This window comes from Pseudomonadota bacterium (assembly GCA_027620075.1).
Taxonomy (GTDB): domain Bacteria; phylum Pseudomonadota; class Alphaproteobacteria; order Rickettsiales; family UBA6187; genus 1-14-0-20-39-49.
Genome location: JAQCEY010000007.1, coordinates 1 through 12815, shown reverse-complemented (window position 1 = coordinate 12815; position 12815 = coordinate 1). Strand labels below are relative to the sequence as shown.

The window sequence follows — 12815 nt, the reverse complement described above, 5'->3', positions numbered from 1 at the left end:
ATCCATTTATATTAGCTGCTTATTTATCATAACATGACTTGATAGACGCCACTTTCCAGGGCATCATATTGATATAACTTAAGGTCAAGAAATGGATAACAAAATAGAGAAAATGCTATACTCATCTTATGGGCAAAAGAAACTTCATAGCTTTATCGAAGTTTTTACCAACACGTTTATCGGGTATTTAATAGCTGTTTTTACGCAAATGATCGTTTTTCCATTATTTGAAATCAAAGTGAGCGTAAGTGAAAATATGCTAATCGCCGTGATATTCACTGTTGTCAGCATTATACGCAGCTATGTATTACGGCGCGTATTTAATCATTTCACGGTTAAAAATAATAAAAACTCAGTTACGGTTGAACAATAGCGTTTTGCCCACGCTGACTGCGAAATAAGTTTTATATAAAGTCATGTTGTATTTACTAAAAGATTTTTTGACGAATTACTTCAATAGTAAATCACCTTCAATTGGAATAAATTTAGATGCGGAATTGATTAGAGAGTTTGATGTAAGTGCTCTAACTCCATATATTTCAGATAAAGTATTATGTCTTGTTTTGATATTTTGTATCAAGAGATCAAAATCTCCATCTCCAGACGCTAAAACTATTACATCTGATTCTTGAGCGCATTCCATTATATCAATAGTAATGCCAACATCCCAATCTCCTTTGCTCGATCCATCTTTTCTACTGATAAATGGCTTAAGCTTAACTTCAAATCCAATTCCTCTAAGTATATTTTGAAATTGTTTTTGTTTTTCATCACCACGATCAATAGCGTAGGCAATTGCTTTTACAACCGTCCTACCGGAAGTCACTGTCTTCCAAAAAATGTTGTAATTGAAGTTACACCCATATTCTTGTTTAGTAGTATAGAAAATATTTTGGACATCAACGAAGACTGATACTGTTTGCATGATTTACCTTTTAATGAATGCTGTCCTTGGTGGGCATTTGCATAAAATCAATTGCCGTTTTTCTAGAGTCCAAGGATTCATGTATTATATCATCCAGGCAAAAAGGTATTGTATATTTTACATCGTTCATAAATTGATTGAGTCCATCAATTTGTTTTGCTTTTTTGTTATTAAGAAGTTCCAGGTATTTTCCTATTTTTTCAATCATATTATTAAGCGTATCTATGCCTTCTTGTGCCTTTTTAGAAATTAGCGATTCATCAATATCGGAAAGGTATTCTCCAAGAAAAGCTTGGACTTCTTTACGCCTGATTTCAAGGCGGAGTTTTAATAGAATGTTATTGTCACCAACTTTACATGGATGCATTCTTACTCCATTAAATTGATAATCCACCATTTTATTCCATAGGTTCGTTAGGCCAGCATACAAATCATGCGCATCTTTTTCGCTATTAAATATAATCTCTTTATTATTAAAAAGACGTTTATTGATTTCTGACGTTGACCTTTGTAACGAAAGGTGTGCAATATTGCCTAGCATCATCATTCTCACAACATATGCTGGAAATTCACAACCGTAGCGCTTTAGTAGAATTTGTAATTTTTTATCTGACAAAATGCTTCTCCAATCTTTATGGGCATTTGCTAATACTAAGTATTTTATAATAATACTTCAATCACTTTCCAAGTGCGCTTCCCCACCAGAATAATCCTCCCATCTTTTTACAATTACATCACAATATTTAGGATCTAACTCAACAAGCCTTGCCGACCTGTCGGTTTTTTCACAAGCAATAATAGTAGATCCCGAACCACCAAATGGATCGAGAATAATATCACGGCTTTTGCTATTATTTTCAACGGCCTTTTGTACAAGCTCTACCGGCTTCATAGTGGGGTGTAAATCGTTAGTATGTGGGCGCTTAATATTCCACACATCGCTTTGATTACGATCTCCACACCAGTAGTGCTTTTGACCTTCAGGCCAGCCATAAAGTATTGGCTCATACTGTCTTTGATAATCAGCTTTACCCATCGTAAAATGGTTTTTCGACCAGATTATGAATGTTGACCAGTGGCCTCCAGCCTCTGTAAAGGCTTTATGCAAATTATGTAATTCAGAAGATGACATGCAAATATATAATGCGCCTTTGCACACTTTAATCATATTTTGGCATGTGCTAAGAAGAAAATTGTAGAACTCATCGCCAAGATTATCGTTCATAATTGTGCGGCCGGGCTGGCTTCCTGCGTAATTTTTATGCCCATCGTTACCACGCAAAGAGTCTTTCATACTTTGACCATAATTTACGTTATATGGAGGATCAGTAAATACCATGTCAGCTAACGAGCCGGCCATCAGTTTTTCGATTACATCTAGCGATGTTGAATCTCCGCATATCAGGCGATGGTCACCCATCACCCAGATATCACCGGGTTTTGAGATAGGTGCATTTTTATTATCAACTTCAGGGGTAGCATCATCGTCAACCAAACCATCTTGTGGCTTAGCCTCAAGTAATTGTTCGATTGTCTCAAGGTCAAAGCCTGTAAGATCAAGGTCAAAATCTAGATCTTGTAAATCCTTTATTTCCAGCTTTAGAAGATCATCATCCCAGTCAGCCCAATTAGCAGATTGATTAGCCAGAAGCCTGAATGCCTTTATTTGAGTGTCTGTCAAGTCATCAGCTAAAACTACCGGCACTGTGTCAAGTGCCAGTTGACAAGCTGCTTTGAGTCTCAAATGACCATCAACAATCGTGCCGTCACTTCTTGCAACTATCGGAATTCTGAATCCAAATTCACGAATTGCGCCGCACATTTTTTCTACGACATCATCGTTCTTCCTTGGGTTTCGTGCGTAAGGCACAAATTTATCCAGCTTCCAATTTTCAATTGTAAGTGCAGTCATTTTTATAATTTTCTGAGTAAGTTTATAGTAATACGGCTTGCTGCGACGTGTCGTCTGCAGCATTTTTTGTTAATGGGCTGTCAAGGAAGTTAAAAACTCTACCGCTAGGCAAGTTTCGGGGTTTAGTCACCCGTAATATTTTTATGCCACGGAGTAACTATTTTTTATTGGTTAACAAACCATGTAACGTACATCTCTCCCGATTGTATGTACCAATATAACCGATCTTGTCAAATCTGTTCAGTAAAAAAGTGTTCGCGAACAATATTTTTATAACCTATTGAGTTTTATAACTATTTTATTTAACGCATTTTGGTAGATTTCCCAACCATGAGTGCGACCACATCCGATCACCGGAAGTATGGTTTTCCAGCGTTTTTTCTCTGCTTTCATCACGATAACTTTGCGCTCATCAACTCTATCAAGATAACAAAGCCACCTGAATGTTTCATCCATGCGATCTATCTCACCAGCCGGAGGTGCTCCACGGCGAAGCGGCAGTTTATCCTGCATTTCTCTTTCCCATGCGGTATAAACAATCTCAGGCCAACCAACAAAGTAACCTTTTGGTTTTGTTCCCGGTACATGCCAACGTTTCAGTGTTCTGACAGCTTCCTCAAAACGCTCTATCACAATTTCTTTTGTCCAATCATTTGTCATTTAAGTTCTCCTGTTTGCGGTTGTCACTAGCGGGTTTGCCATAAAGCTTTGTTCCGATCTGAGTTATAAACTCACGCTCCGGCCAACTTAGGCGGTGATCATTCTTGGCAATTACCAGTATGCCGTCATCACGCCAGCCTTTGCGCTTTACATCTTCGGGATCTATTTTGTTTGGAATCATTCCTGCAAGGTTTGATCTGTATGGGGTGTGATTCATTTTTTAGCGCCTCCCAACAGAATATGTTGAATAATCTCTATCCATAATTTGTATGCAGCGTTCCCGAAGTTGGTCAGGGCAAATCATTGCCATGTCACAGATAGCTTCTCGTGATTCTCTCCAAGCACCAGAATTGGCAGTAAGGAAATTTATCCCCTGATCCATATGGATTGCCCTGAGAGATTTTTTATCCTTTTGGTGTTTTTTGCTGGCTTTCAAAACTGGTCTAACGTACCTGACACCGCCATTTTTATCGTATTGAAATCCTGCGTCTTTCATGGCCAGTTTAATTACTTCCTGCCATAATTCACCTTCAGGTGTTTTGTTAAAACTAATCATAATTTTTCTCCTAAGATTAAATTGAGCAAAGCTATGCTATCTGCTTCATTGTCATCGATCGGGTTAAAGCCAAGAGCCTTAACAGCATTGATGACATCTTGTTTGTTGGCATTGCCTTTGCCTGCGATATGGCGTTTTATTGTTCCAACCGGAATACCTTGATATGGAATCTGGTGATGTTCACACCAGCAAGTGAGATGTGCCATAAATCCACCATAAGCGTGAGCTGCATCAACACCCAGATGCCTGCGAACTTCTTCAAAATAAACCTCATCAATACCATCGAGAGATTGTTTAATCTCAGTTAGCCAGCGTTTGAATTTAAGGTAACGCATGCCACCGCCCTCAAATCTGTTAGTTTTGAAGTGTATCGTGCCCGATGTGGTGGAGCCTGTTTCATCACAAGCTGCCCATCCGGTGTTAGTACCAAGATCAAGTGCTAAAATTGTTGGGTGAGTTTTTTGTTTCATGCTGACCTCCTGGTTTGAAAAAAAATGAGGCCAGTTTTAAAACTTAAATATGTATGGAGGTGTAAACCTTCATATATATATTTATATATAACCTCTGGAAATTGGAAACGCCCGTGTAATAAGGGCTGTAGCTGGAAATGCGTTTTGGAAATTGGAAACGTAACGAAAATCTTCTTAAGCAGTAAAACCAAGGGTTCTAGCGTTTTGATTTGCGTTTCCAACCTCTGCGTTTCCAATGGAAACGTTGGAAACTGGAAACGTAAAAAATCGCTACAGCCCTTTATACACAAGGGTTTTATCATTTGTGATACACGACTACGTTTCCAAAACTTTTGGAACTGGCTGGAAAGCCAATAACCACAAGGGTTTTCATAGGTTTTTGAGCGATAAATAGAATGCGTATAATTTCTCATATTTCCACCTCATCTGCACCATGTTGAAATTCTCCTTCACCTCGTGCGAACGGCCCATCAGGAATGTCCAGCCACTTATCTTCTGTAGAGCCTGAAGCCTTGCCTTTTACTATCTGTGGAGGGCGTTCATTCATGAGTGACTGCACCAGTTTTTCAAGCTTGTGACGACCAACGCCATGCAAAACTTGTGTGAGACGGTTACGCTGCTTAAATACGCCTGAACCGCCTGTGTGGGTAAATGGGTGACCATTACGTGCGGCACGAGCAATACTGAAAATCAGCATTTCCTTTAACGCCTCATCAGGTGTTTTGACCTCCGCAAGTCTTTGGGTAACATCAACCAGCAGCCCTGTTTTATTCCTTAAATATGTGCGTATGGTTCTGTCTGCAGGAGAGTTGGCTTTGACAACTGCACCCTGATAAACAGCGTTACGTTCTGATTTTTCTTCTAATAATTTAAAAATCATCATCTGTACTTCTTCAGGAGCAGGCCATAATGCGTAAGCCAGCCTTACACCATCAACCAATGCGCTTGTGCCACGGATTGCATCTCTGGCTTGTTCTGCTGTTGTAATAGATTTTCCGCCGGTAGGTTTTCGCATATGATGCGGAATAATAAGTGATGCACCTGTCTCATATGCAAGCGCTGCCAATATTCCTGTTGCGAAACTTCCTGCCGCCGGATCGCTATTCACATCAGCATGGATAAATGAAGAAAGGGGATCGAAAACTACCAGTTTAAGATCAGGTATTTGAACAAGTTGATTATAAATCTCCTGATATTGCTTTGTAATCTCCGAGCCTTCTTTGGTGCTGTTAACTATAGGAAATACGCCACCTGCACTCGGAAGTGGGATGATTAGCAATTTCTTTCTGTTTTCTTTACGACTACGTATTCTGTGAGGATCTAATCGTTCCAGCCTGCGATGAACTTCATTTTTATCATCCTCGGCAGTAAATATAACCGCTGTGCCGAACTCTTTTACTGAATTGCCAAATGCATGTGGTGATGGACTTACACTTGTTGCAGGAGCCGTTCCTGTTGCCACTTGCAATGCTAAATTCAAGGTAAGCATACCTTTTCCTGTATCACCCATCGCAGCCAGTAGTGACACCATGCCCATTGGAAATGTATCCTGCACCAAAAATGTCTGTTCAGGTGCATCACCATCGTATTTATCTGCAATCCAGTCGTATAGATTGATGGATGTTGAACTAGCGGTTTTGATTTCAGATCGTGTAACACTGCCAAGAAATTGGTTTATATCTAAACCTTCGGAGACGGCATCGGCTGCATCCCATTTTTCAGGTTTATCATCGGGGGGGTGTAAAATAGAAATACTAGAAATTCCTGAATGCTGTAAATGCATTGCCACATTCTCTGCATACTCCCAGCCTGCCTTGTCTTTATCAGGCCAGATAACAACGTCTTTACCGGTTAGTGGCTTCCAGTTAGTTTTATCAATTGGAGCTTTTGCACCATTCATTGCTGTTGTTGCGCATACTCCGATGTTATTGAGTGCCTGCGCCGCTTTTTCACCTTCAACGAGAATAACTTGCTTGGCAGTTACCATTTGAGGCTGGTTATAAAGAGGGCGTGGTATTGGCGCTTTATATTTTCGTAGCTTTGCATCCCAAGGACGGAACTGCTTCTTCCCATCTTCAGGATCGTAGCGATAAACGCATGCAATCAGTTTTCCTTGCGAATCAAAATAATCCCACTTACCTGTAAAAGCTCCAAGCTCATCAATGGGAGGTATAGGTTTTGTATCTGCTGTCTTTGTATATTTGTCTTTGTAATCACCACCGATCCAACCTTCTATATCCTGCAGCACTTCACTAAAATTCTGCTTGGCATCAAGACCATAAATATTCGCCCATAATGTGAATAGATCACCGCACTCGCCGGTAGAAAAATCCTGCCACAGCCCAGCCTTATCGCCCGATACTGTAATAACAAGGCTTTTACCGGAATTGCCCTGCAGATCTCCAACAACGAATCTATCGGCTTGAAAAACACCTTTTGGCAATAAATAGCGTAAAATAGCATGGATATTAGTCAGCATGCGTGACCTGATATCCTCTACATTATATTTTTTGCCGGAAGATGTTTGTTGCTCCACTGCCTGATTAAAATCACCCCAATCATTTGTCATGCATTTGCCTCCCAGCATCTGTCCTGCCAGGAACACCATTTGCATTCAAAAAATGATTTGCTGTTTGCTATACGTGGTAATAATTCACCTGCATCACATGCTTGTAAGATAGTAACGGCTTTATCTGTGAGCTTTTGTGCGAGTTCGCAATCGAATGGAACGAGTTCATGGTATATCTCTGCTGTATCCTTATTTATTGCTGTAAAAAGTGCTGAATTTTTTGAAATACCAGGAATGGAACTTTCCATATATGCCTGATAGGTTGCTATTTGACCTGCATACACAGGCTTTGATAAGGTAACTCCTCGCTTAACCGTATCCTTCCAGTTTTTATGATTCATGGTTTTACATTCCCAAAGAGCAGGAAAACCCATGTCTAATTCTTCAGGAGCGTTATTGATAATACCGTCAACATGACCACGTATGCGCCCCTTCGCCACCGAGAAGCCGAATTGATTACCATCTTTCTTTGTCGTATAAAGTTCAAAGCCAGCTGCGCGCAACCATTTGATAACCAGATCTTCGAATAAATGACCGGCTGCAAAAATCCGTAATGTTTGCCCATTAAAATCACGCCCATCATCTTTTGGAGTATTCATATATTCAAACTGCAAAGCACGTTTGCACTCAACACCCAGACGTGAACCACCAAGGTAATCTCTAGGTTTTTGCTTTTTGTTTTCGCACCGGAGCGCAAGATCGATAAAACTGTTCACCCTATCAGCAAATTTTTTTGAGCTGTTAAAATCTAGCATGACAACCCCACTTCAAATTCATCTTTGACAGCTTCTCTTAAGTAGTCGTGATAGGCGGTAACCGTCACCTCAACGAGCGTTAGGATTTCTTCTTTGGTGTAATTTGCTAGCCCACGATGCATACCGATGGATGCTACATATTCACCAAGTGGTTTTAGTGTTGCCGCCATTGCCTCAATTTCATGTTTTGTAGGATCGATCACTGTTTGGTCTCCTTTTGTTTTTTTGATTTGCGCATAAATGTCCTGACAGTATTTTGAGCAGAACTTGCGATAGGTTTTCTGTCCCCACTGGCTGGAAACTTTGTAGGGTGGTTGGACATAGCCAAAACCGTGATCCATCATTAAACACACTGCACATCTCATGCCGCCCTCCTGCTATTAAAAACAAGGTTACGAATGTTCTTTTTATTAAATTGGAACGTGAGAAGCGCCGATGCCTGATAACGGGTCAGTCCATGATCATTTTTTAAATGAGTCGGTAGGTATCTAAGCTGCTTGTATGTTGCAGGCTGGTTCAGCCATTGATTAGTTTTATGCGCACTGTCAGATGTTTCATTATCATTTAACCAGTCATCGGCCGCAGCTAAACAAACGGTTCTTTCTCCAATAGATAGAAGGGATGTTTTTAAATCTTTGCCACCACCAACAGAGTGCCACCTGCCTTCTAAAAAGAATATTCCTGCCCAAGCGTTGAATCCTTGAGCGATAAGGGCTGCATCATCGCTGAATATATCGCACCATTTAAAAGAGGAGCGTGCCAGCAAATCGATTTCTGACATGATAAAATCAGATAGACGGTCATCTTCTGTTTCTTCACTTTCTTTTTGCTCCCATACATAACCACACAATGAACATTCCCTGACACTCATGGGTACGACAGCATTGCATTCAGGGCAATCTTTCTTGGGTGCTTCGCTATCTGTTTCTTTAACATCTAATGTTACAGATTGTTCCAGCGACCCATGCATTAGCGATGATGTGCCAAAATCAAGAATAATACAGTCGGTTTTTATAATGCCTGGATATTCGGCTGGGTCTATTGTTCTAAGCCCACGCCCAACCATTTGAATCATTGTGGATCGATAGGAAGATGGACGCAGTAAAACCACGCATGATGTCGGAGTATAATCATATCCCTCCGTCAGAACTGCAATATTTACAATTACCTGTGTATCACCTTCTTCGTAGGATTTAAGTGCAGCTTCACGATCAGATTTTGAAAGCCCACCATGAATTAAAACAGCCGTTACACCTTCATCTGTAAATGTTTGGCAGACATTTCTGGCATGATCTACAGTAGAACAAAAAACAATGGTTTTACGGTCCCCGGCTTTCTCCTTCCAATGCTTTACAACCGCATTAGTGATAGGCCGTTTGTTCATTATTTTATCGACTTCACCCATATCGAAGTCAGCAGCTACTTTTTTTACATTTGTAAGTTCTTCCCTAACACCAACATCAACGACAAAAGTGCGTGGTGGCACAAGGTGACCGGAGGCGATTAATTCTTCCAGGGTGATTTGATCAGATACATTGGAAAAAATAGGACGCAAACCCTTTTTATCACCACGCATTGGAGTCGCTGTTACCCCATAGACCATGCACTCAGGATTTAATTCTTTTATTTTATCAATTATTCTCATATAGCCATTAGCTATGGCGTGATGCGCTTCATCTATTACCAGTAAATCCAATTCCGGCATTAAATTGATGCTGTTATCACGAGATAGCGTTTGCACCATTGCGAAGGTAACATCACCGCAGAATGATTTATTTGCCGCATCAAAAATGGAGGTGGTAAGAGTAGGACTGACCTTGTTGAATTTTTGACAATTTTGCGCAGTTAATTCATCACGGTGAGCAAGTACGCAAGCCTTTCTGCTGTTGTCCTTTAACAATTCACCTATAACGCCAGACAGCATTATAGTCTTGCCAGAATTGTGTGTAACAGTAAAGTCACCCATTACATAAAGATTATCAGAGTCTACAGTAAAGCCGTAATATTCACCTTTGCCCATCTGATGTACTGTAAAACCGGTACGCAGAGGGTTTTTCTTTTGCCTGCGCTCACCAGGAATTTTGCGGCTTACACGTAAAGGAATGTTTGTAAAGTCACCACAAATACAAAAACGATAATAAATAACTCCGTTTACAATCTTTTCTTTTGGAAGAGCCATAAATCCAAGGCTTCTGGAAATGAAGGCAACATCCTGTGCAAGCTGGTATGAAGCTGTAGAGTATTCGATTATATTACTTTGCAGATGACCATCTGTGTCTAGCAATCCTGCTAATAATGAAGCGCGTTCTTTAGATGAAGAAGTTTTATATAGTTGCGGTAAAAATTTTTCAGACGATTTTTTCCCGTATATTGCAAGTGTGCGTAATATTTCTGTTAAAGGGTTCTTTCGATTCTTTCCTTTTACAAAAAAATATGTATTTGCTTCGTTATCATTAAGTTGGTCAATGCGTAGGGTTAAACCTAACGAGTCTGCTGTATGCTGACAGTATGTAATAATTTCGGGATCAGGGGTAGTAATATTAGGAGTTCCATGCGCTAACCCTCCATCTCCCAGCAGCAATCCAAAGAAATAAGGGTCAAGCGGCAATAACCCTGACTCCATGAAATCTACTTTTGCTCTGTATAACTTGTGTAGATGTTTAAAATTGTGGCTTGTTTGTATATAACTATTTACTGATATATTTGTTATCGTGCCACTAGGACTAGACCATGCATGAGAACCTTTTATTCCTTCGTTTGTTTTTACCAATGATAAAATATGACCACCATTGACAACAAACGATGTACCTTTAATTGGACGGATTTCATACATTTCATCCTGTCCATGATGAAGCTCCAGTACCGTGCGGGAGGTGCTATCTGGCCCCATTAACAGATCGCCAGTTTGTACTTCCTCAACTTTCTTGACTGTGCCATCAAACATAAGTATTGGCGCGCCTGGAGCATGACACCCTGTCGGCGCAACACCAAGAGTGTTGCCATGCTCTTTTAAAGCGGCAACACTCTTTTCAACAAATATCTTCTGGCGCGGACGCAATAACATCTTAAATCCTTTTACTTATTGTGCCCAGCTAGGTTTGCCGGTTGGATTAGACGCAGAAACAGCAGGGGTTGCTGCCGGTGCAGCAGGTTGATAATTTGCAGATAGTGGTGGTGCGGGTGCAGCACTTGTTGGGTTTGATACAGTAGCTGCAACTCCCATAATAGCAGCGTACTCTTTGTGATCTGGAGTGATAGCCAGTTGGATTTCGTTTTTATCAGAACCATTCTGATCTTTACCAATGCCTATACTTGCGATAAATTCAATGCCATCAAGGTCGGCAAGACCATTAATCTTTCTGGCAGTTTGAGCATTTGGTGATTCATCTTTAGGGAGAACTCCACGAGCAGAATTGAGGATAGCGCGGATAAACGAGCGCCCCATATTGCCCCAATTGTTATTGTTTTTCTGACTATATAGACCGATGTTGCTCCATACTTTGCGTTTGGCATATTCACCTGCTAGGATTACAAACTCACATGCTAAATAAACAGCACCTGAGTCATTGTTGCGTGTCGCATAACCACCAGTCCATCCATTATTAGGATCGTCAAAGGCTCCGGGCTTTATTGTCATTCTAACTTTTACAAGTGTACCTTTTGGTATGACATCAAAATTTGTCTGCTCATCGGCAGAGTTAAAATCATTCCATGTATTCATGATAGTTCTCCTTCAGTTTTAGGTTGGGTATTAGTGTTGGTAGATTCAGAATCAACATCAGTCTTTGGCTGCTCATAAACCAAGCGCATCGATGCCGGTTTTACAGGCCCCTTGATTTTCTCCATTAAACGGCCAAGATGAGGCTCTTCCAGCAGATCAAGACGACCTGAACGATCTTTTGCCGGATATCCATAAAGATTCAGAGTGTGGTTGATAAACGCTCGGAAAGTAGAGCCATCTTGCTTAGGATCACTGGTGGGTATTTCAGCCATTGTAATGATTTGATCAAATATGCCTGGCAGCTCTAATCCTGTTTTACTGCCATCAATCTGTATTTCGTAATAAACACGATTAAAATCATCGGTTTTTTTATCTAGAATGCCGACAACCCAGACATTTTTATTACGCGCATGTTGAAGCTGAGTAAGCCAGTTCACCATTTCCTGACCCATCAAACCATATGCACCACGCATGTCAGGTTTGCCTGTTTTATCAGAATATGCCTGTGGTTGACCTTTACACCATTGGAAACAAAGACGGCCTGCTACTGTTATAGAATCGATAAATACAGTTTCATATTTATCCAAAGATTTAGGATCACCATATTCTTTGCAGACAGCATTATAATGCGCTTCGCTATATGGCTGATCATCACGCAAAGAAGGATTGAAGCCGCCAATAAATAGAGCAAAATCACGACATTCTTCCCATTTGCGAGGGCGGAATGTATCTCCCTTCCAACCCTCAACAGCTAAATCACCGGCTTCAAGATCTATAAATAGGGTGCTTTTAGGATCAAGCGTCCAGAGTTGCGATGTTTTCCCAATTCCGGAAACGCCTATAATACAACCCTTGATGCCTTTTTTTTCTTTCATGCGCTCATCAGCGCTTATAATTGGTAATCCTGACATTATGCTACCTCCTGATTTATTGGAGTTAGCGAGTAGGTTGGATTGCCTGTTTTTAAGGTTCTTGCCGGTTCAAACTCTTTTTTAATGAGATTGGGCCATGCTTTATATTTGTTTTCAGAAACCTTGTAGGAGATATCTACATACTCGAGTGGGTCATCACCTTCATTTTGAATTCTGGTGACTATTTCTGCGAGAATTTTTTGATCCCATATAGCTTTTTTAGGCACATCACTGGTGAGTTTAAAGCCGTCATCTTCAATATGAATACGGAATGTGTCAAGAGAAATGAGACAAATAAAATTGTAATTAATTGTCTAATTCGGTTTTATTATTCAT

14 protein-coding genes and 2 pseudogenes are annotated in these 12815 nt (G+C 40.4%); 1 reads left to right on the top strand and 15 read right to left on the bottom strand.

What is annotated here, in order from left to right; translation table 11 throughout:
• Positions 1-112: 112 nt before the first annotated feature.
• Positions 113-373: a hypothetical protein gene (locus tag O2942_09100; protein ID MDA0782403.1), complete on the top strand. Its 261-nt coding sequence runs from the start codon at positions 113-115 to the stop codon at positions 371-373.
• Positions 374-448: 75 nt separating this feature from the next.
• On the opposite strand, the gene O2942_09095 is transcribed toward O2942_09100, so the two are convergent.
• The 15 genes and pseudogenes from O2942_09095 to O2942_09025 form a co-directional block, all read right to left on the bottom strand.
• Entirely contained in the window at positions 449-925 is a 477-nt protein-coding gene (locus tag O2942_09095; GenBank protein MDA0782402.1) for an NYN domain-containing protein, read from the bottom strand.
• Positions 926-935: 10 nt separating this feature from the next.
• The gene (locus O2942_09090) at positions 936-1541 is read right to left on the bottom strand and encodes a hypothetical protein (protein MDA0782401.1); all 606 of its coding nucleotides are present in this window, start codon (positions 1539-1541) and stop codon (positions 936-938) included.
• 57 nt (positions 1542-1598) lie between these two features.
• The gene (locus O2942_09085) at positions 1599-2837 is read right to left on the bottom strand and encodes a DNA modification methylase (protein MDA0782400.1); all 1239 of its coding nucleotides are present in this window, start codon (positions 2835-2837) and stop codon (positions 1599-1601) included.
• Between the two features lie 270 nt (positions 2838-3107).
• A complete protein-coding gene (locus O2942_09080; protein MDA0782399.1) occupies positions 3108-3497 on the bottom strand; it encodes a DUF6362 family protein in 390 nt (129 codons plus the stop codon).
• The gene (locus O2942_09075; protein MDA0782398.1) at positions 3487-3714 is read right to left on the bottom strand and encodes a hypothetical protein; all 228 of its coding nucleotides are present in this window, start codon (positions 3712-3714) and stop codon (positions 3487-3489) included. The genes O2942_09080 and O2942_09075 overlap by 11 nt, the downstream gene beginning before the upstream one ends.
• Before the next feature lie 3 nt (positions 3715-3717).
• A complete protein-coding gene (locus O2942_09070) occupies positions 3718-4053 on the bottom strand; it encodes a hypothetical protein (GenBank protein MDA0782397.1) in 336 nt (111 codons plus the stop codon).
• The gene (locus tag O2942_09065) at positions 4050-4523 is read right to left on the bottom strand and encodes a hypothetical protein (protein ID MDA0782396.1); all 474 of its coding nucleotides are present in this window, start codon (positions 4521-4523) and stop codon (positions 4050-4052) included. The genes O2942_09070 and O2942_09065 overlap by 4 nt, the downstream gene beginning before the upstream one ends.
• Positions 4524-4932: 409 nt before the next feature.
• Positions 4933-7092 (bottom strand): AAA family ATPase, encoded by a 2160-nt coding sequence (locus tag O2942_09060; protein MDA0782395.1) that lies wholly within the window; start codon positions 7090-7092, stop codon positions 4933-4935.
• Positions 7089-7847, bottom strand: a complete 759-nt coding sequence (locus O2942_09055; protein MDA0782394.1) for a hypothetical protein — start codon at positions 7845-7847, stop codon at positions 7089-7091. Before O2942_09055 ends, O2942_09060 begins: the two co-directional genes overlap by 4 nt.
• Positions 7841-8191 carry a DUF6511 domain-containing protein gene (locus O2942_09050; GenBank protein ID MDA0782393.1) on the bottom strand — a complete coding sequence of 117 codons (351 nt, stop codon included), beginning with the start codon at positions 8189-8191 and terminating at the stop codon, positions 7841-7843. The genes O2942_09055 and O2942_09050 overlap by 7 nt, the downstream gene beginning before the upstream one ends.
• Before the next feature lie 17 nt (positions 8192-8208).
• A pseudogene (locus O2942_09045) lies at positions 8209-9786 on the bottom strand (DEAD/DEAH box helicase).
• Positions 9787-10017: 231 nt separating this feature from the next.
• A pseudogene (locus O2942_09040) lies at positions 10018-10911 on the bottom strand (helicase).
• A gap of 15 nt (positions 10912-10926) precedes the next feature.
• Positions 10927-11571 (bottom strand): hypothetical protein, encoded by a 645-nt coding sequence (locus tag O2942_09035; GenBank protein MDA0782392.1) that lies wholly within the window; start codon positions 11569-11571, stop codon positions 10927-10929.
• Positions 11565-12479 carry an ATP-binding protein gene (locus O2942_09030; GenBank protein ID MDA0782391.1) on the bottom strand — a complete coding sequence of 305 codons (915 nt, stop codon included), beginning with the start codon at positions 12477-12479 and terminating at the stop codon, positions 11565-11567. The genes O2942_09035 and O2942_09030 overlap by 7 nt, the downstream gene beginning before the upstream one ends.
• A complete protein-coding gene (locus tag O2942_09025) occupies positions 12479-12706 on the bottom strand; it encodes a hypothetical protein (GenBank protein ID MDA0782390.1) in 228 nt (75 codons plus the stop codon). Before O2942_09025 ends, O2942_09030 begins: the two co-directional genes overlap by 1 nt.
• Positions 12707-12815: the final 109 nt, after the last annotated feature.